General features: G+C 34.4%; 20 protein-coding genes. 5 read left to right on the top strand and 15 right to left on the bottom strand.

The genetic code is table 11. The features are described from left to right. Positions 1 to 7 precede the first annotated feature (7 nt). The 3 genes from EAG08_RS18420 to EAG08_RS18430 form a co-directional block, all read right to left on the bottom strand. A complete protein-coding gene (locus EAG08_RS18420) occupies positions 8 to 508 on the bottom strand; it encodes a MepB family protein (RefSeq protein WP_129536710.1) in 501 nt (166 codons plus the stop codon). A gap of 535 nt (positions 509 to 1,043) precedes the next feature. Next, positions 1,044 to 1,973, bottom strand: a complete 930-nt coding sequence (locus EAG08_RS18425; RefSeq protein ID WP_129536711.1) for a hypothetical protein — start codon at positions 1,971 to 1,973, stop codon at positions 1,044 to 1,046. A gap of 59 nt (positions 1,974 to 2,032) precedes the next feature. Further along, positions 2,033 to 2,461, bottom strand: coding sequence for a hypothetical protein (locus EAG08_RS18430; RefSeq protein ID WP_129536712.1), 429 nt, complete (start codon positions 2,459 to 2,461; stop codon positions 2,033 to 2,035). Between the two features lie 235 nt (positions 2,462 to 2,696). Here EAG08_RS18430 and EAG08_RS18435 point away from each other — a divergent pair, with 235 nt between their 5' ends. Further along, positions 2,697 to 3,707, top strand: coding sequence for a sensor histidine kinase (locus EAG08_RS18435; protein WP_228446645.1), 1,011 nt, complete (start codon positions 2,697 to 2,699; stop codon positions 3,705 to 3,707). A gap of 16 nt (positions 3,708 to 3,723) precedes the next feature. Continuing rightward, positions 3,724 to 4,449, top strand: a complete 726-nt coding sequence (locus tag EAG08_RS18440) for a LytR/AlgR family response regulator transcription factor (protein WP_129536713.1) — start codon at positions 3,724 to 3,726, stop codon at positions 4,447 to 4,449. Positions 4,450 to 4,455: 6 nt separating this feature from the next. Here EAG08_RS18440 and EAG08_RS18445 read toward each other — a convergent pair whose 3' ends face one another. Next, positions 4,456 to 5,082, bottom strand: coding sequence for a class I SAM-dependent methyltransferase (locus tag EAG08_RS18445; RefSeq protein ID WP_129536714.1), 627 nt, complete (start codon positions 5,080 to 5,082; stop codon positions 4,456 to 4,458). Positions 5,083 to 5,141: 59 nt separating this feature from the next. Further along, a complete protein-coding gene (locus EAG08_RS18450) occupies positions 5,142 to 5,873 on the bottom strand; it encodes a DNA-formamidopyrimidine glycosylase family protein (RefSeq protein WP_129536715.1) in 732 nt (243 codons plus the stop codon). 71 nt (positions 5,874 to 5,944) lie between these two features. Here EAG08_RS18450 and EAG08_RS18455 point away from each other — a divergent pair, with 71 nt between their 5' ends. Further along, entirely contained in the window at positions 5,945 to 7,300 is a 1,356-nt protein-coding gene (locus EAG08_RS18455; protein WP_129537294.1) for a deoxyguanosinetriphosphate triphosphohydrolase, read from the top strand. A gap of 6 nt (positions 7,301 to 7,306) precedes the next feature. On the opposite strand, the gene EAG08_RS18460 is transcribed toward EAG08_RS18455, so the two are convergent. The 6 genes from EAG08_RS18460 to EAG08_RS18485 all read right to left on the bottom strand — a co-directional run bounded on the left by EAG08_RS18460 (position 7,307) and on the right by EAG08_RS18485 (position 11,070). After that, on the bottom strand, positions 7,307 to 8,383 hold the full coding sequence (locus EAG08_RS18460) for an NAD(P)H-dependent flavin oxidoreductase (protein ID WP_129536716.1): 1,077 nt from the start codon (positions 8,381 to 8,383) through the stop codon (positions 7,307 to 7,309). A 31-nt stretch (positions 8,384 to 8,414) separates the two neighbouring features. Continuing rightward, positions 8,415 to 8,813, bottom strand: a complete 399-nt coding sequence (locus tag EAG08_RS18465; protein ID WP_129536717.1) for a nuclear transport factor 2 family protein — start codon at positions 8,811 to 8,813, stop codon at positions 8,415 to 8,417. 54 nt (positions 8,814 to 8,867) lie between these two features. Beyond that, entirely contained in the window at positions 8,868 to 9,599 is a 732-nt protein-coding gene (locus EAG08_RS18470) for an SDR family NAD(P)-dependent oxidoreductase (RefSeq protein ID WP_129536718.1), read from the bottom strand. Positions 9,600 to 9,606: 7 nt separating this feature from the next. Then, a complete protein-coding gene (locus tag EAG08_RS18475) occupies positions 9,607 to 9,825 on the bottom strand; it encodes a tautomerase family protein (RefSeq protein ID WP_072410790.1) in 219 nt (72 codons plus the stop codon). 29 nt (positions 9,826 to 9,854) lie between these two features. Beyond that, on the bottom strand, positions 9,855 to 10,388 hold the full coding sequence (locus tag EAG08_RS18480; RefSeq protein ID WP_129536719.1) for a YceI family protein: 534 nt from the start codon (positions 10,386 to 10,388) through the stop codon (positions 9,855 to 9,857). Positions 10,389 to 10,497: 109 nt separating this feature from the next. Next, complete coding sequence (locus EAG08_RS18485; protein ID WP_129536720.1) at positions 10,498 to 11,070, bottom strand: Crp/Fnr family transcriptional regulator; 573 nt, start codon at positions 11,068 to 11,070, stop codon at positions 10,498 to 10,500. A 207-nt stretch (positions 11,071 to 11,277) separates the two neighbouring features. On the opposite strand from EAG08_RS18485, the gene EAG08_RS18490 reads away from it, so the two are divergent. After that, on the top strand, positions 11,278 to 12,210 hold the full coding sequence (locus tag EAG08_RS18490) for an SPFH domain-containing protein (RefSeq protein ID WP_129536721.1): 933 nt from the start codon (positions 11,278 to 11,280) through the stop codon (positions 12,208 to 12,210). A 53-nt stretch (positions 12,211 to 12,263) separates the two neighbouring features. Here the strand turns inward: EAG08_RS18490 and EAG08_RS18495 are convergent, their stop codons facing one another. From EAG08_RS18495 to EAG08_RS18510, 4 genes are all read right to left on the bottom strand, one after another. Then, positions 12,264 to 12,614, bottom strand: coding sequence for a DUF4377 domain-containing protein (locus tag EAG08_RS18495; RefSeq protein ID WP_129536722.1), 351 nt, complete (start codon positions 12,612 to 12,614; stop codon positions 12,264 to 12,266). Positions 12,615 to 12,639: 25 nt separating this feature from the next. Next, positions 12,640 to 12,963, bottom strand: coding sequence for a DUF962 domain-containing protein (locus tag EAG08_RS18500; protein WP_129536723.1), 324 nt, complete (start codon positions 12,961 to 12,963; stop codon positions 12,640 to 12,642). 278 nt (positions 12,964 to 13,241) lie between these two features. Beyond that, positions 13,242 to 13,853 (bottom strand): hypothetical protein, encoded by a 612-nt coding sequence (locus EAG08_RS18505; RefSeq protein WP_129536724.1) that lies wholly within the window; start codon positions 13,851 to 13,853, stop codon positions 13,242 to 13,244. 3 nt (positions 13,854 to 13,856) lie between these two features. Continuing rightward, the gene (locus EAG08_RS18510; RefSeq protein WP_129536725.1) at positions 13,857 to 15,530 is read right to left on the bottom strand and encodes an APC family permease; all 1,674 of its coding nucleotides are present in this window, start codon (positions 15,528 to 15,530) and stop codon (positions 13,857 to 13,859) included. 123 nt (positions 15,531 to 15,653) lie between these two features. Here EAG08_RS18510 and EAG08_RS18515 point away from each other — a divergent pair, with 123 nt between their 5' ends. Next, positions 15,654 to 18,746: a tetratricopeptide repeat protein gene (locus EAG08_RS18515; RefSeq protein WP_228446646.1), complete on the top strand. Its 3,093-nt coding sequence runs from the start codon at positions 15,654 to 15,656 to the stop codon at positions 18,744 to 18,746. Positions 18,747 to 18,749: the final 3 nt, after the last annotated feature.

Below are 18,749 nucleotides of genomic sequence, written 5' to 3' on the forward strand. Positions count from 1 at the left end.
CATTATTTTATAATGAAAAACACTCAAACTGACGGAGTTTTCCAAGAAAATCATCATCCGAAAAATTAAAGAAAAAATCCTTTTGCCAATCCTGAGTTTTAGTGGCTTGTTTGTTTTCGGGAGAGTCCCAAGTTGGATAAACTCTGAAACCTCGCTTTCCATCTTTAGAAAGGGTAGTGAGAATGTTTTTTTGAATAAGAATTTCCTTTGAGAAGAAGAAGAATCCGGATTGGTCATCATTATCACAGAAGATAATGTAAAAATCAAAAGGATCTTCAGAAGTGAATGGTTCGGTTTGTTTGCTTTCAGGATTTCTTTTCCATAAAGTCACAAATTGTCCGATTTTCTTAGGAGTGATTTTAGCCTTTCTGAATTTAATGCTGAATTGATTTAATTGGAAACTGTGACCAAAATATTCTTCACATTCAGAATCTGGCTGGAGATGAGAAATGATTAAGTTGAGCTTAGAAAAAACTGAATTTTGAAGTTGCTCGAGTTCTGTAATCATTTTGTTATGTTTTTTTGCGCTGCTTTACTCCGGTTGAGTAAAACAGCGGGCAGTCATTGAGACTGCAAACATAAATAATACTAACTAATAAATTTGCTTTATAAGCTACTATTTTTTAGTTAATAATTATTGATTTTCTTTCTTTACAGTTGCGATGTAAGATGAAACTAATACTGCACATGTAGTTAATCCGATAATTGCGATCATAATTTTTGAATTTTTATTTATTTAAATATTTATTGCGAATTCTATAATGCAATATTACAGCTTTCAAATTGAATGTCAAATAAAAATATTATGATGTATATCAGTGTTTTATGTATGTTTAAATGCGTTTTTGGATGATTTTGCTATTGTTGTTTTGGATGGTTCTAGTGTGATATATTATGTATTTTAATTGTTTAATTCGTAAAAAAATGTGAATATGTTAATGTTTATGTATTTGTTGTTTTCAGGTTGACAATATCAAGGAAATGAAATGTAAAGCATATTAAATGTTTGAAACATTAAAAGCACCAATTTTTTAACATCAATTTTACAGCTTAACTCTTGGTTTTCCAAATGGGTTATAAGAAATTCCCACATTGAAATAGAAAGACGGTTTTGCATTGACGTCAAAAATAAAATCTCTCGGAGATTCATTCTTTTCAAAAATTCTTGATGATGGCGTGGCTCGGATTCCTGTTTTTAAAGTTCCGATAAAGTTTCCTCCTAAATTGTGTTCATAGATCGCTCCGGAATTGATTTCCAATTGCCTGAATTCGTAAGTTTTGCCTGATGGATAAAGGTAAAACGAAGTATTATCCATCTCAGTACCAAATGAAATTCTTCCGTTTGAAAAAATATCTTTTCTCACCAAAACTTTCTTTGGTAATATGATATCTGCAACCCAGCCGTTGTCAAATTTATGTTCATACGTGAAAATCGGAAGTGCAGGAATTGGTGTGCTTGGATCAACAAAAATTGCAACTCCCAAAGTCATTTTAGTTTTTGCATTGGCTTTTAAAACCAAACTTCCGGTCACCATTCCTCTGATTCTTTCAAAATGCTGATCGCTTCCGTCAATCGATGCAGTGGCAGAAAAAATGGCGATTTTATTAAATAATTTGGTGAAATGCGTCACATTTACGGCTTCAGAATGATAATGGAAATTTCCTTTGCTGACATTTTCCTCAGAAAACAAATTGATATTATTTTCTGCATTGATTGACGTAAATCGATAATTTAATGATGCACTCAACAGCCATTTTCTGTTTTTAATCAAATAAACATTGGCATTTGCTTTTACCTGATGAAAACTTTTGATTTTGTTTTCTGGCAAGTCATTTCCATAGAGCTCAGGAGAAAATTTGTAAGGAGTAACCTGTGTGAATTCAATATTTAAATCTCTCGCTTGCGGAAATTTATCGGTTACAAAAGCAATTACTTTATTCGGAATACTATCTTTTTTCTGAGCCGAAACCATCGTTGCAACAGGAATAAGAGCGAAAGTGATTAGATTTTTTTTAATGTTGTCATAGAAATTTACTTGATTGCGTTGATGGTAGATTGGAAAAAATTGAACATAAATATTCTGTCGTAAAATGTTTCTATCGCATTAAGTTGAATGAAATTGATATACTTTTCAACTTGTGAAACGCTTTCTTCTTCTACAAAAACAAACCATAATTCCTTAATCTGATGATGATTTTTAAAAAGCTCAGATTCATAAATGTCTAAAGCATGAGAATGCTTCATGTCATAAAATAAAATCCCTTTTTTCACTCTGTTTTCCTCGATGATATTGATCGGGTGGTGGATATAATCAATCACTTTCAGGCTTTGATTATAAGATTCTATAAAATGATGCAGGTCGATCAGCTGGATGACTTTTTCTTCCTGCTGAGAATCGGTCATAAAATAACACTCTTGTGTTATTTGCTCTGTGAGTTTCTGAAAAACGTTTAATTCCATGTCTTTAATAAATTTTACAGGACAAAGGAATAGAGAAAGCGCTTTGGTAATCGGTTTTTTATACCAACCGCCTTACAAATTCTACCAAATACCACATATTAAAATTTAGTATAATAAAGTGAAGGGTTCGTATAATAATAAGCGGTTTAAAGCCGTTATTAGTTATTTTTGCTATTCAGTGAAAATGTAATCTTGAAAACATGAAATTGTACTCTAAAGATTTAAAAATAATTTTGTGATTGATTTTTTAGTGGAAGATCGGTTCAGATTTTTGCGGCATCTGTCTTTTATTATTTTCTTTTTTATTTTACTCTACTTTGCTCAGTTTTGGCAGTTTTATGTAGATTCGGTTCATTATTATATATTGGGAACAGTTTACATTTCATTGTTGACGATGGCGTATATTAATATGTATGTGCTGGTTCCAAGGTTTTTCTTCCGTACTTATTACATTCTGTATTTTGTGTTATTAATCTTAATGGGGGTTGTGGGACTGAACATTATTTCATATGTGATGAGTTTTTTTGTTGATTTTAAAGTTGATGAATACGATGATAAGAGAGGTGGTTTGTATGAAGGTGTTTTGATGTGTATTTCCATTATTTTGGTGACCACAACAGTGAAATTGCTCCAAAAATGGATTAGAGATAGTGTAAGAATTGCTGAACTGAACAGCCTCACCTTGAATATGGAGCTCAATGAGCTTCGTAATCAGATTAATCCGCATTTTTTGTTTAATATGCTGAATAATGTGAAGGCTTTGATAAGAACCGACCCGGAAAAAGCAACTACCGTTATTATGAAATTGTCTGAGTTTCTTCGATATCAACTCTATGAAAACAATGAAGAAAAAACAATGCTGACTTCAGAAATCGATTTTTTGTCTAATTTCCTGAATCTTGAAAAAATAAGGCGAGAAAATTTTGAGGTTACTATTGAAAGCCCTCATGATAAAAGAATTTTAAATTCTACATTTATTCCGCCCAACTTGTTTACCACATTTGTAGAAAACGCTGTGAAACACAGTGTTGACATCAGCGGAAAAGAATCGTATGTGAAAGTGAGTATCGAAATTAAAGATAAAAATCTTCATTTTCAATGTCGAAATTCTCAAAATTCAGACTTCCCGATTCCTGAATCCAATTATAGCGGACTAGGATTGGCAAACATCAAAGAAGATTGGAGCTGCTTTATCAAAACACTTTTACGCTGGAAATTAACTCCACAAAAAATGAATATATTGTAAATCTAACCATTCCTGTATGAATTGTATTATTGTAGATGATGAACCTTTGGCAAGAGCAGAAATGCAGTCACTGATTTTAGAAGTTTCAAAAATTAATATTTTGGGATCATTTTCCAATGCCCCTGCAGCTTTAGAATTTTTAAAAACGAATGTTGTTGATCTTATTTTTCTGGACATAGAAATGCCTTTGGTGACCGGTTTAGAATTTGCCAAAATGCTTCCCAAGGATTGCTTGATTGTTTTCACAACCGCTTATTCTCAGTATGCTTTAAAAAGTTATGAGCTTGATGCGATCGATTATTTATTAAAGCCAATTGAAAAGCCCCGTCTCGAAAAAGCAATCAAAAAAGCTGTACTTTATCACCAATTACTTTCACAAGAGACTACAAAAAATACGGTTGAATCGAACACCAAAGAATTTCTGTTCATCAAAGCAGACAGAAGGTTTTATAAATTAAATTTTGATGAGATTAAATTTATTGAAGGTTTAAAAGATTATGTTGTCATTCATACCAAAGCTCAAAAGTTAATTACGGCTATGAATCTTAAAACCATTCATCAGAAACTTCCATCAGAAATTTTTTGCAGAGTGAGCAAATCTTTTGTGGTTAATTTAAATTGTATTGATTCTTTTGATAATCATAGTATTTATATCGATGAATCTGAAATTCCTTTGGGCGAAGTGTACAGATCTGCATTTTTTACTGCATATTCCGGTGGTTCGTTGAATTTAGATGTTTAAAATATCTTACTTTTTCTTTCCCAGAAATCGGATTACTGAAGCTGTACCATTATGAAAAACACCTTCACTAAGCTCAATTTCTGTTTCTACTAATTCAATAATATCATAATCTGGAAAATCAGATTTTATTTCATCGATTGAGAATAGAGATTCTATATCTTTTGGACCTCCAACTTTTTCGTTTTTTAAAACAAATTCAAGATGCTTTTTGCTGAAAGCTTCAAAAATAATAAAGCCATCTTTACGCAGATACTGTTCAAGCATTGTATGAAGAGAAGATTTTATATCAGCAGGAAAATGAGCGTAGATCAATGCGATAACGTCAAACTGTTCTTTCTTAAAGTTCAAACTTTGCAATTCACCAACCTGATAATCTATTTTTACATTGTTGTTTTCGGCAAGCAATAGAGCTTTGTTTTTTCCTTCAGTACTAATGTCAAATGCAGAAACATTCCATCCGAGCTGTGCTGCAAAAACGGCATTTCGACCTTCACCTTCAGCCGGAAATAGGATAGAACCTGTTTCTAATTTTTGGAGTTGATCTTTTAAATAGTTGTTGGGTTGTGTGCCGTAGGCAAATTCATCGTTGCTGTATCTTTCATCCCATCGGTCAAGCCATTTGTTATTGGTCATTTCATTGTAATTTAGCTTTGATAAAATTAGGATTTTTTTATATTCTTAAAAACATGATTTTAATACAGTTTCTGATCATTTTCACAGAAAAAACTGGTTCGTTTGCTTTTTCCGGTATCTTTTTTAATGACTTCTGCACCACAAATAGGGCAATTTTTCTGATGATAAATTTGAAAATGTTTGCTGAGAACATTCGCTTTTTTCCATTTCTTAAAATCGAAACCGTAATTCCTTGCTTCTGCGATAATTTCTTTTAATTTTTTTGGAGGTAAATTTCCAATAAGACTTTCGGGATGAATTCCGACTCTGAATAATGCTTCATTTTTAATAATGTTCCCAACGCCGGAGAAAATATCCTGATTCATCAACGCATCACAAATCATCATTTTAGGAGCTGCTTTTAAAGTTTGCTCAGTTTTTTCGGGATTCCATTTGTTGCTCATGATATCGGCCTCCCAATCAATTTTTAATAGAAAACTTTCGTCAACGACTTTTACCACGCAGGTATAAAAATACATTCCGCCATCTTTAAAAGTCAATCCTAATCGAAGCGTGTCAATGTCTTTTCTTTTATATAAACTATATGAACCGAACATCATAAGATGAACTTTAAAAATAATGGTATCAAAAATTAGAAACGTTTGTTTCCCAAAAGTTTTGATTTCTTTTAGAATTTCTCCTTTGATTTCTGATGTTTTTGGAACTTCACTTCCGCTAACTTCAGTAACCTTTTCACCTACAAACTTTTGCAGATCTTCTTTCATGAGAACAATGGTTGGGCCTTCAGGCATAGCTTGTTTTTTTAAGAAAAACTCAAATATTGTTCCTTTAAAAGTAAAAATTGAATTAATTTTGGAAAATGATGAATTTGAATCAGATTTTTACGAATCAGCGCACAGGAAATAATCCACATACCAAAGCTTCACGAACAGATTTTCAAAGAGATTTCGACAGAATTATCTTTTCTTCGGCGTTCAGAAGACTGCAGAATAAAACCCAGGTTTTTCCGCTTCCGGGAAGTGTTTTTGTGCACAACCGTCTGACGCATTCTTTAGAAGTTTCCTCTGTGGGAAGAAGTTTGGGAAGTGTTATCGGAGAATTTATTCACGATAATTATCAAAGTGATCTAACGGAAGATTCTAAAAGTTTTTATCTTCATAATTTAGGAAATGTAATCGCGGCAGCCTGTCTTTGTCATGATGTTGGAAATCCTGCGTTCGGGCATTCGGGAGAAGATGCCATTGCTAGTTATTTTGACCGAAATGAAAATGATCTTAAACCTAAATTCAATGAAAAAGAATGGGCTGATCTGGTTAATTTTGAAGGAAATGCCAATGCAATAAGAGTTTTAGCTCAACAACAGCAAGGAAAAGATGCGGGAGGAACACAATTAACGTTTGCCACTTTGGCGAGTATTGCAAAATATCCGTGTGAAGCGATCGCGAGAGATAAGAAAATTATTCACAGAAAGAAATTCGGTTTTTTTCAAAATGAAAAGGATATTTTTCTTGAAATTGCAAAAGGAACAAATCTAATCTCAGAAAGCGAAGAACCTCATATTTTCAAGCGACACCCGTTTGTTTGGCTGGTGGAAGCTGCGGATGATATCTGCTACAATATTATCGATATGGAAGATGCTCACCGATTAGGCATTGTTTCCACAGCAGATTGTACAAACCTGTTTTTTGAGCTGGTAAAATCCGAAACGGATGATGTAGACAGAGTGAAAAGAAAGCTTGATTCTATTGGAAATGACAACGAAAAAATTTCATATTTACGAGCTAAAGTTATTAATGCTTTAATTAATAAATCGATTTCAATGTACAAACAGAACTTTGATAAAATTCTTGAAGGAAATCTTGACAAAGCTCTGCTCGATATGTATAAAGGTGAAAATAAAGCATTACAGGATATTGCAAGCTTTTCTGTTGAGAAAATTTACAACCATAAAGCAGTAGTTGAAATTGAAAATGCCGGCTATAATGTAATGTATGAATTGCTGGATCATTTTATTCCGTCGATTTTAAAATCAGAAGAAAAAATTAAATCTTACGATATAAAAGCGTTAAAATTGATCCCAAAACAATTCATCTACGAAAACGGAACTGATTACCAAAAAGTTCTCGGAGTGATCGATTTTGTTTCGGGAATGACAGACAATTACGCAACCGATCTTTACAGAAAAATCAAAGGAATTGACATTGGAATGACCATGTAATCAATTCTATTTATTCAATATTTCAGAAGCATCTTCAATTAATGATTTCATTAATGTTGATGCTTTTTTATGTTTTAAAATGGGGGCGATTTGTCCTGACCAGAAGAAAACCAATTCGTGCTTCTTTTGTTCCAACGCTGCTTTTCTCATGGATGAAATGAAGGTTGTCTGCAAAGGAAATGGCAAGGTTTGACCTGTTGCGGTTAAGAGTTTTCTTGTGATTTCTGTTGTAATTCCGCGTCCTAATCTTCCTGTGTAGGCTCTGGAAAGGGTAGTGGATTTTGCTGCGTCTGAAAACAAAAATTCTTTATGAATAGGCAATGCTCCGGATTCTTCGGTTGCTAAAAATGCAGTCCCGATTTGTGCGGCTTCTGCTCCTAAAGTCATTGCTGCAGCGATTCCTCGACCGTTGGCAATTCCTCCGGCTGCTACAATTGGAGTTTTCACTTTATCTTTAACCAATTGAATTAAAGCAAAAGTTCCTGTCGTTGAAAGCTCGGCTTTATCTAAAAACGAAGGTCTGTGACCGCCACTTTCAAACCCTGATGCGACAATCACGTCTACACCGATGTTTTCCAAAGCAATGGCTTCATCTAAGGTTGTTGCGTTTCCGACAACGATGGTTCCTTGGTTTTTCAGTCTTTCAATGATATCCTGATCTAAAAGTCCGAACATGAAGCTGAAAACTTTAGGTTTAATATCAAAAACAACCTGCAGCTGATTCTGAAATCTCGACTCAAAGGAGGGTGGGAGCGCAGGAACTTCAACATTTAAGTTGTCATAATAAGGTTTGAAGATTTCAACCGTCTTTTTATATTGATTCTCAGTGTATTCCTGATCGATAATATCATGATCGTTTACCCAAAGATTGAGATTGTAAGGTTTGTCTGTCTTTAATTTTATCTGTTTATCAATTTCATAAATTTCATCAGGAGACGATGTATAAGCTCCGAAACCGCCCAATCCGCCGAGATTGCTGACTGTAGAAGTCAATTCAACTGTCGATAATCCGCCACCAAAAGGTCCCTGAAAAATTGGATATTCTATGCCTAATAAATCTGTTATTCTGTTTTTATTCCACATGATTTTGATGATTTTGGTTTAAAATTTAAAATTAAAGTTCTACATCAGTTAATGTTTTATTGACGATGAGCCATTTACCATTAATTTTATTGAAAGTTATAAAATTATAGTAATTAAAATCATACATTTTTACATTTAATTTTGCTGTAGCAATCGTGTTTATCACGTCGATAGAGATGATTGTAGGGGTGAAATCTTTCCCCGATTTTTGAGGACTTATTCTGCTTCCGACACCTTCAATATATTGTGTGGCGGTTTTGTAGTAAGGAACTCCTTTTATATCTCCGAAAAGTAGGGCATCTTTATGAAAAACCTGTTTCAAAAGTTCGGTATTACCTTCATAAATTCCTTTAAAATAATATTGCTCGATGGCATTTCTTATTTCTGTTTCTTGTACTGTGTCTTTTTCATGACTTTGATTTTTGAGCAAAGCTGTTTACCGGAAAGATAAACAGCCATGCAAATAATAGTATAACTTTCATTTTTACAATTGATGACCGGCGCCCATTCCTCCATCTACATTAATGATGGCGCCTGAGATGAATGTATTTTTAGCAATAGCATGAACCATTTGAGCGATCTCTTCCGGTTCTCCGATGCGGTTAATCAAATGAATTCCCGCATTGTTATCAATACTTTCATCGTGCATCGGCGTTCTGATGAGTCCCGGTGCAACGACATTTACTCTGATATTATCTTTTCCGAATTCTGCTGCCAATTGCAATGTCAAAGCATGAATTGCTCCTTTGCTCGAAATCGGTGCAGTTGACGGAGATTGTGCGATCGCGTGATACACAAGCGGAGTTCCGATATTGATAATAACTCCGTCTTTTTGTTTCTGCATTTGAGGAATTACAGATTGCGTTGTGAAGAATGTTCCTTTTAAATTTGTATTTAAAAATTTATCTAAATATTCTTCCGTAACTTCTAAAAACGGTTTGTTTTCGTAAATTCCTGCATTGTTGACCAATACATCAATCGAACCAAATCTTTCAATCGTCGTCTTTGCTAATTTTTCTCCAACGGCTTTATCTGCAACACTTCCTGTGACCATCACAAGGTTTTCGCCTGCTCCCAATTCGTTGTAAACCTGTTGTAATTTTGATTCTGTTTGTGAATTTATGACCACATTATCACCTCTGTCCAGAAAATAACGGGCAATTTCCAAACCGATTCCTGATGATGCACCTGTAACGATTACTGTTTGTTTTTTCATGTCTGATTTATTGTTTTTCAGTTGAAAATCCTTGTTCTTTCAGGACGGTAACCTGTTCTCCGGCGTATCCCCAGTTGTCGTCTTCGATTTCATTGATCACGATGTGTGTCAAGTGTGGATCTTTATTCAAAACTGTTGTTACAGCTTTATTGAGCTCTCTGATTAATTGTTGTTTTTTTTCGCGATTAAGATCTTCGCGCAAAACATCTACTTTTATGAATGGCATGATGTTAAATTTTAATTGTTGTTAATAAATTACTGTGCGTCTGCAACTAAGTGAACACTCAAGTCGAAATTGTTGTAGATCAAAGTATCTCCAAGATTGCTGAAGAAATTGGATGATCTGAATTTGATGTTGAATTTTGTTCTGTCAATGACAATTTTAGTATCTAAAACTGCAACGTTGTCTGTCTTCACGATCTGTAAAGTCGTTTCAAGTGAATGTGTAATTCCTTTGATAGTAAGGTCTCCGGTTGCATGGTAAAAATTGTTTTCACCCGGTTCTGCGTGTTTGATCTCGAAAACTGCATCAGAAAACTGATCTGAGTTAAAGAAATCATCAGAAGCCAAATGATTGGCGAATTGTGCGTTCGTTTCAGAATCATCGATATCAAGAATTTTAATTGATCTTGTGTTGATGACAAATTTTCCTGAAGAAAGAATGTTGTTTTCAAAATTGAAATTTCCCTCTTTTACTTCGATTGTTCCGTTGTGAGCTCCGGTTACTTTTCTTCCGATCCATTCAACTAAACTGTTTTCGCTGTTTACTTTAAAATTTTTTGTATCCATTTTGATTTGTTTTAAATGATGATACAAATGTCAGCCGATTGAAGGGAAAAGTTACGTGATGTAGATCACGAAATATGGGAAGTTTAAAGCTAAGGTTAAGGTTGGAGAACTACTGATGAAGTCTGCTTAAAGTCTCTCTCGTGACTCCCAAATACGCTGCAATCAGATGTTTCGGAACCAAATTGTACAATTGAGGATACAAAGCTAAAAGCTCTTCATACCTGAATTTCGCATCGTTATTCATAAAAGAAAGAAGACGTTTTTGTGCTGCAACATAGCCTTTATTCGTCCGCCATCTGAAAAAATGCTCAACTTCATGAATTTCTTTGCAAATTTTCTCTCGATCTTCATTAGAAATTGATAAAATATTGGCGTTGGTGATGCAATCAACGTTTATAGTTGCTCTGTTTTTGTTGTAAAGCGCATCAAAATCTGTTACCCACCAGTTCGGCATCGCAAATTGCAGGATAAACATTTTCATAGTGTCATTAAGGTAAAATGCTTTCAGACAACCGTCAACAACGAAATACTCGTGATCCACGAAATCTCCTTCCGTGATCAGGCTTTGTCCCTTCTTTAGTTTGATTATATTAAAATGTGTAAAAACATATTCGAACTGCTCGTTAGTGAGAGAAGCGTATTTTAAGATGTGTTCTTTTAATATTTCTTTAGCATCAACCATAATGATAATTAATATTCAAAATTAAGTTTTTTATTAAAATGTTTTTCTATGAGCCAATAGAATAATAGTCGACTTTTGACATTATGAGAAAGGTTTTGATTTTCATTACATTAAATAAAATTATTTTACCTATTTTTGAAGATATGGGCTTTTTAAATAGTTCTGATGATGAAACACAAATAACTTCTACATTTAAAAATTAAAACTATGATATACTTAGGTATTTTGGTCTTTTTCGGACTGATCACATTATTTGCATCTTTTTTCACGGTCAAGCAGGAATCTGCAGCGGTTGTAGAAAGATTAGGCAAATTCTTAAAAGTAAGCCACGCCGGTTTGCATTTGAAAATTCCTTTTTTGGATCAAATTTCAAAGCGTCTAAATCTTAGAATTCAGCAGTTGGATGTTATCATTGATACGAAAACATTGGATAACGTTTTTATTAAAATGAAAGTTTCTGTTCAGTATCAGGTGATCAGAGAAAACGTAAAAGACGCTTATTATCGTTTAGAAAATCCTGAAAATCAGATTACCTCTTACGTTTTTGATGTTGTGCGTGCAGAAGTTCCAAAAACTAAATTAGATGATGTTTTCGTAAGGAAAGATGACATTGCAGTTGCTGTAAAAAGTGAATTGCAGGAGGCAATGCAAAGTTATGGTTATGATATCATCAAAGCTTTGGTAACTGATATCGATCCGGATGAGCAGGTAAAACATGCCATGAACAGAATTAACGCTGCAGAACGTGAAAAAACTGCCGCAGAATACGAATCTGAAGCTCAGAGAATCAGAATTGTTGCAGTTGCAAAAGCAGAAGCAGAATCTAAAAAACTGCAAGGACAAGGTATTGCAGATCAAAGAAGAGAAATTGCAAAAGGTCTTGAAGAGTCTGTGAAAATGCTGAATGCTGCAGGAATCAATGCACAAGAAGCTTCGGCATTAATTGTAGTGACGCAGCATTATGATACTCTACATTCCATCGGAGCAAATAACAGAAGTAATTTGGTGTTATTGCCCAATTCGCCACAAGCGGCAAGCTCTATGCTGAATGAATTGGTTGTTTCTATGGCTGCAACGCAGAAAATGGATGAAGCCAATAAAGCGCAATTACCCGAACCTCCGAGAAATCATGAGCATTAAGATAATTTGCTGAAAATATAAATCCCTTTCAATACATATTGAAAGGGATTTTTTTATTTCTTGGTTTTAGAAACCTGCTTTACCAAAGTGTATTTTATGGATGAAGCATCCATTGGAGGATTTTCAATTTTCTCTGTTTTTACTTTTAAAACATATTCAAATCCGGGTTCGTAGGTGAAGCCTTCGATGTTGCTGTAGAAATTTCCCCAGCTGTCAGATTCTTTTTCTTTTACCTGAAGGCATTTCATTGGAGCAACTCCGGTGCAGTCTACGGTTTGAGAAGCAATGATGAAGGTTTTTTCATCTGCTGATGATCCTGAATTCGGCATTGGTTTGCATTGCGTCATTACGAGCATTGATGCCATTGGAAGAATGATGGAAAGAGATTTTAGAATATTTTTCATAATAAATATTTAAGGGTAGTCAAAGTTAAGCTTTTTCTTGAGTTCTGAATTTCTGCCTGCCAATCAACAGTTCAAAGAATAATTTAAAATCAGAAAGCAACGACCAAAGCGGATATTTAAAAGTTGCGGGTTTATTTCTTTCAATAAATGCATGACTCAGCCACGCAAAACCATACCCAACAATCGGAATGTACCAAAGAAATCTTTCTTTTCCGGTGTAAATTACAAAACCGATGACGAGAAAAATAAATAGAATTCCAAGAAAATGAAAAATTCTTGTTCCTAATTTCTTGTGTTCGTCGAGATAAAACTCATAGAACTCCTGGTATGTTTTGATTTTTTCAGACATGGCATTAATTTTTAAAGTTCTTAGATGAACCTTAGCAATTATTTCGCCAATTATTTAGGATACTTTTTTTGTTTAGATGATTTATTCAAATATTGTATTACTTTCTTAAATGAAATGCCTTTGTTTTTCTTATATAAAATGCAGATTGTCAAAAACTTTGTCTTTCATTGCGATAATTAAACGCAAAGCTAAACAAAGAGTTAGCTAATAAGGTTTTCAAATTAAGATATACAAAGGCGTTCCACTTATTTTCGAAAAACAAGGATTGGATTATTATATCAATAATTTAAGGTTCCAATCATAAAAGTTTTAGAAGCGTTCAGTGCCTGTGAAGTTTGGGTTGATTCCTTTACCACACCTTTGTTTTTGATGTAACTCGAATGAATAAAATAAGTGTCTTTATTTTCTCTCGTGATAAATCCGGTATGAAAATCTAAACCGACAATATACACTTGGTTTTTATCTTTACTTAAAATATATTTTTCTAAATCCTGTTTTTTGCTGAAATATTTGATGTCTTTGCAAAGCTTTTTAATCATCACAGAAGAAGCTTGTTGCGCCAGATACGTTCTGTTGATGTCGAAACCAAAGTCAGTCAGCGCATTGGTTACAAAATATCCGCAGGCGATGGTACTTTTCTGAGGTTCTCTTGATGTTCCGTTGAATGACCAAGGCGTACCCATCCAATAATTGGGAACATCGTAGTTAATAAATTTAAACAGATAATTTTTCTTTTCTTCCGCAGTCTTTTTGTTGATTGAAATTAAAAATTCTTTGTAGGGAATTTTCTTTTCTTCTGAATTCCCTAAAGTTAAATCATTGCCCGATTCAACTTTAGATTTGCTGCATCCGATGATGATTAAAAATAACAGACAGAAAAGGTATTTCATCTTTTAATTCGCATTTCTCAGCTTGCTGTTCTGATATCCGTAACAGAAATAAATCACCAAACCTACGGCAAACCATAATCCGAAATAGAACCAGTTTTCGTGGCTCATTCCCGTCAATAAATATAAACAAGAGCTTAAACCGATTAATGGAATCAGTGACAAATTTTTAATAAATGTCAAGAAACAAAGGCCTAAATTAATTAAGATAAAAAAGAAAATAGAAGCTCGGAATTCTCCGTTTTTAGGATCATTCCATTCCATTAAATGATCAAAAAAATCAGGTTGGAAATAATGAAATCCTACCAAAGCTCCGATGAAAATCACGGGAAAAATAATCTTTCCATTAATATACGGAAGGTGGAAACGACCCTTGATCTTTTCTTTCGGAGGAAGCGTTAAAACTCCCGCACAAACCAATACAAAAGCGAATATAGTTCCGATACTTGTAAAATCTAAAATGAAACTTTTGTCTGTGAAAAGAATAGGCACTCCAACCGCAATACCCGTAACAATCGTTGCGAACGAAGGAGTTTTATATTTTGGATGAACTGTCTGGAATTTTTTTGGCATCAAACCGTCACGGCTCATGGCATACCAAATTCTTGGCTGTCCCATCTGAAATACCAATAAAACTGTGGTAATTGCTACAATCGCTACAAATGAAACCGTCAGTTCCATCCAGGCAACATTGGCATTTGCTTTTTCAAATATAAATGATAGAGGATCTCCAACGCCGTCAAATTTTCTGTAGTCGACCATTCCGGTCAAAACCAAAGTCAGACAGATGTAAATAACGGTACACAAAGCCAAAGAAATAATCATTCCTTTTGGTAATGTCTTTTGTGGATCTTTTGTTTCTTCGGAAAGTACACTCAGTGCATCAAATCCTATATACGCAAAGAAAACTCCCGAAACGGCACTCATTACTCCTGCAAAACCATTTGGCATAAATGAACGTGTTCCAGTTTCTATGCTTACTGGCGTCCAGTTGTCGGTATTGATGTATGAAAAACCAACCAAGATCACCAAAACGATGACAGCTAATTTTAAAATTACTAAAGAATTGTTGAAGTTTTTACTTTCCTTCACTCCACGGTAGCACAACCACGTAATTAATCCGTTAATCACTAATGCAGGAATATCGACGATGAATTTTAAACTTCCCAATAAAGGAGCAGACGTCCACGCATTGATGAGTTCTTTATTTTCGGAACCGTTTAAAAAAGCTTTTTTCGCTTCGGTATAACTGCAAGTCAAGTAATCAGGAATGTGCATTCCAAGGCGCTCGAGGAAACTTGTAAAATAATCTGACCAGGAGAAAGCAACGTAAATATTTCCGAAAGAGTATTCCATAATCAAAGCCCAGCCGATCACCCAAGCTATTAATTCACCAAAACTGGCGTAAGCATATGTGTAAGCCGAACCTGCTGTAGGAATTCTGCTGGCAAATTCTGCATAGCATAAAGCAGTAAAGCCACAGGCAAAACCACAAATCAGATAGAGTAGGATAACACCCGGACCGCCCCTGAAAACGGCCTCACCCAAACTGCTGAAACTTCCGGCTCCGATGATGGCGGCAATTCCAAAAAAAACGATATCCCAAGTTCCTAAAACCCGCAAAAGATTGGTGGAAGTATCTGTTGCTGAATAGTTTTTCCTTCTGAAAAGTTGATTCATTTAATAGTTATATAAAAGTTGAAAAAAACAAATGTAATTATTTCTGATAAATAATTAAGATTTTCTTAATATTTCTTGTTGAAAAGTTAATTAGTATTAAAAAATAATCCACATACTAACAATATGTTAAAAGGCTTGTTTATACAATATCTTTTCGATATTTTCGTTGATAATTTGTGGATAAAATCTTATCTTAAAATTAAAATATTTGGTCTCATTTTTGAAGGCCTTTCCATTTTAAAATTTGATGTTAATGAAATCAAAAAAATACTTTTAGCGGCTGCTGTTTTCTATTTCGGGGTTTCCGAAGCTCAACAGTCTCAATACTTTACTCAAAAGGAAAACTATAGGTTTAATCTTGCTCAGAATCTTTATCAGACCAAAATATACAACGCTTCTCAATACGAATATGCACGACAGTATTTCTACAATCAGAATCTGGAGCAATCGAGAAAAGAAGCTGCCCAGTTTTTTGATAACGTGATAGGAGTGATTCTGCAGAAAAATCATGCGGAAGAAGGATTGACGGCTTTTATGAAAGAATATCCGAACTCTGCGTATTTTGCTCAGGCCAATTTACCTTTGGCGGATTATTATTTAGCTAAAAAAGATTTTAAGGAAGCTTTAAAAACTTTAAAAAAGGTTAATCAATACCAACTTACCAAAGAAGAGAATACCCAGTATATTCTGAAATTGGGTTACGCTAAATTTATGATGGGTGACTCTAAAGGTGCCATTGATGCTCTCGAAGAAGCTCACAAAACGGCTGATGAATCTCAGAAAGGTGATATCGCATATATGTTGGGTCATTTGTATTATTCAAGCAAGCAAAATGATCAGGCGTTTCAGTATTTTGATTCAATAAAAGATCAGCCGAAATTTTCAAAATTGGTGCGTCCGTATTACGTGCAGATGCATTACAACGATAAAGATTACGATAAAGCGATTTCGGAAGGAAATGCTTTGTTGAACGAAGATATTTCTGCGTCTTACAAAGCGGAGGTTCACAAAATCATTGGTGAATCTTATTTCATGAAGAATGATTATGAATCGGCGTATCCACATTTGAAAGATTATCTGAGCGTACAGCAAAACCCGTCAGAAAATGATCTGTATGAAATGGGATTTGTGGCGGCTCAGCTTAAAAAATATGATGAAGCGGTTTCTTATTACAACCAATTGATCAACAGCAATTCAGCGTTGGCTCAGAATGCTTATTATCAGTTAGGAAACGCTTATTTGGCGGTTGATAAAAAGCAGGAAGCACTATCGGCGTTCCGTTCGTCTTATCAGATGGATTATGATGCGAGTGTAAAACAGTTGGCTCACGAACAGTACGCAAAATTGGGTTACGACATCGGAAACCCGTTTGAAAGTCCGACAACGGTGATTCAAAATTACATTACAGCCAACCCAAGCGGTGCTAAAAATGCAGAAATGAGATCACTTTTGGTGAAATCTTACCTGTATTCCGGAAACTTTAAAGAGACATTAAATGCGATTGATAAATTGCCAAACTCAACTCCTGAAACCGATAAAGTAGATCAGGAAGTTTCTTATTTATTGGGAACGGAGGAATTCAATAAAGGTAATTTCGACGAAGCGGAAAAATACTTTCTCAGAAGTTTAGAATTTGATTTAAATAAAGAATTCAACAGCAGAGCTTTGTATTGGTTGGGACAGGTGTATTATCAGAAAGGAAATTATCCTTCTGCGATTGCCCGTTACGAAAAACTAACCAACGAAACGTTCCCTGAAAAACAACAGCTGCCTTACGATTTGGGATATGCTTATTTTAAATCTAAAAAATTCGATCAGGCAGAACAGTATTTTACACAATATTTAAAAAATCCAAAGCCTGAATTTAAAAATGATGCTGAGCTTCGTTTAGCGGATATTAATTATGCCAACAACGATTTGGATCAGGCGATTGCGATTTACGATAAAAACGAGGATGCTACAGATTATACTTTATACCAAAAAGCGTTGGCTTTAGGATTTAAAAATGATAACGTTGCGAAAATTACCAACTTAAAATCGTTAATTTCTAAATATCCAGGATCTGATTATATTGATGATGCACAATACGAAATGGGTGTGGCTTATGCAGCTCAGGATGACTTTGCCAACTCCAATGATTTCTTCGGAAAGGTGATTAAATCTTCTTCCGATAAAGACTTGGTAGCGAATGCATCGATTTACAGAGCGCAGAACTATATTGACCAAAATCAAAATGATAAAGCTTTATCTGAATTAAAATCTCTTGGTGAACAATATAAAAATACGGCATACGCACAGAAAATTGTTCAGGCTGCGAAACCTATTTTCACCAAAAACGGTGATGTTTCAGGATATGCTGATTTTGCAAGAAATATAGGAGTTAATATCGACGCTTCTGAAATCGACGAAATCAATTTATCAACAGGTAAACAATATTTCACGAAGAAAGATTACAAAAATGCAATTTCTTACTACGAGAAATATTTAACGCAAAATCCAACAGGAGAAGGTCTTTATCAGGCTAAATATGAGTTGGGTGAAAGTTATTATCAGACGAATAATCCTACGAAAGCATTATTGGTTCTTCAGGAAATTGCCAATATTCAGAATGATTATCAGGATGATGCGGCAACGAGAGTATCTCAGATTTACATTGCACAGGGGAATTCTGCTGAGGCTAAAAAGTATTTAGAAAACATTAAAAATTCATCCAATATCAACGTTAAAAATTATGCGAATGTTGAATTGATGAAAATGTATGCCGAAGAAAAGAATTTCTCAGAAGCTGAAAAATTAGCAAACGCTGTGATCGCCAACAATAAAAACTCTGCAGCGGTTATCGAAACTGCAAAAGTAATCAAGGCGAGAAGTCTGATGAACTCAGGGAAAGATAAAGATGCGCAGACCGCTTACACTTCGCTTGAAAAATCTTCAAATACTGAAGTTGCAGCAGAAGCACTTTATGCAAAAGCATTTTATCAGAACAAAGGAAAAGCATTTAAATCTTCCAATGAAACCATCTTCAAACTGGCTAACAATTATGCATCAGAAGATTATTGGGGAGCAAAAGCATTGGTTTTGATGGCGAAAAATTATATTGGTTTGAAAGATAATTATCAGGCGAGTTATACTTGCGACCAGATCATCTCAAACTATGCAGATTTCCCGGAAATTGTGGCAGAGGCGAAGGAAGTTAAAAAGCAGATTAAAAAGTAAGTT

Source organism: Chryseobacterium sp. 3008163, assembly GCF_003669035.1.
Lineage (GTDB): Bacteria > Bacteroidota > Bacteroidia > Flavobacteriales > Weeksellaceae > Chryseobacterium.

Excerpts from the sequence above, each read along its gene's own strand:
- EAG08_RS18420 (WP_129536710.1), bottom strand. The coding sequence starts at position 508 with ATGATTACAGAACTCGAGCAACTTCAAAATTCAGTTTTTTCTAAGCTC.
- EAG08_RS18425 (WP_129536711.1), bottom strand. The coding sequence starts at position 1,973 with ATGGTTTCGGCTCAGAAAAAAGATAGTATTCCGAATAAAGTAATTGCT.
- EAG08_RS18430 (WP_129536712.1), bottom strand. The coding sequence starts at position 2,461 with ATGGAATTAAACGTTTTTCAGAAACTCACAGAGCAAATAACACAAGAG.
- EAG08_RS18440 (WP_129536713.1), top strand. The coding sequence starts at position 3,724 with ATGAATTGTATTATTGTAGATGATGAACCTTTGGCAAGAGCAGAAATG.
- EAG08_RS18445 (WP_129536714.1), bottom strand. The coding sequence starts at position 5,082 with ATGACCAATAACAAATGGCTTGACCGATGGGATGAAAGATACAGCAAC.
- EAG08_RS18450 (WP_129536715.1), bottom strand. The coding sequence starts at position 5,873 with ATGCCTGAAGGCCCAACCATTGTTCTCATGAAAGAAGATCTGCAAAAG.
- EAG08_RS18455 (WP_129537294.1), top strand. The coding sequence starts at position 5,945 with ATGAATTTGAATCAGATTTTTACGAATCAGCGCACAGGAAATAATCCA.
- EAG08_RS18460 (WP_129536716.1), bottom strand. The coding sequence starts at position 8,383 with ATGTGGAATAAAAACAGAATAACAGATTTATTAGGCATAGAATATCCA.
- EAG08_RS18470 (WP_129536718.1), bottom strand. The coding sequence starts at position 9,599 with ATGAAAAAACAAACAGTAATCGTTACAGGTGCATCATCAGGAATCGGT.
- EAG08_RS18475 (WP_072410790.1), bottom strand. The coding sequence starts at position 9,825 with ATGCCATTCATAAAAGTAGATGTTTTGCGCGAAGATCTTAATCGCGAA.
- EAG08_RS18480 (WP_129536719.1), bottom strand. The coding sequence starts at position 10,388 with ATGGATACAAAAAATTTTAAAGTAAACAGCGAAAACAGTTTAGTTGAA.
- EAG08_RS18485 (WP_129536720.1), bottom strand. The coding sequence starts at position 11,070 with ATGGTTGATGCTAAAGAAATATTAAAAGAACACATCTTAAAATACGCT.
- EAG08_RS18490 (WP_129536721.1), top strand. The coding sequence starts at position 11,278 with ATGATATACTTAGGTATTTTGGTCTTTTTCGGACTGATCACATTATTT.
- EAG08_RS18495 (WP_129536722.1), bottom strand. The coding sequence starts at position 12,614 with ATGAAAAATATTCTAAAATCTCTTTCCATCATTCTTCCAATGGCATCA.
- EAG08_RS18500 (WP_129536723.1), bottom strand. The coding sequence starts at position 12,963 with ATGTCTGAAAAAATCAAAACATACCAGGAGTTCTATGAGTTTTATCTC.
- EAG08_RS18505 (WP_129536724.1), bottom strand. The coding sequence starts at position 13,853 with ATGAAATACCTTTTCTGTCTGTTATTTTTAATCATCATCGGATGCAGC.
- EAG08_RS18510 (WP_129536725.1), bottom strand. The coding sequence starts at position 15,530 with ATGAATCAACTTTTCAGAAGGAAAAACTATTCAGCAACAGATACTTCC.
- EAG08_RS18515 (WP_228446646.1), top strand. The coding sequence starts at position 15,654 with ATGTTAAAAGGCTTGTTTATACAATATCTTTTCGATATTTTCGTTGAT.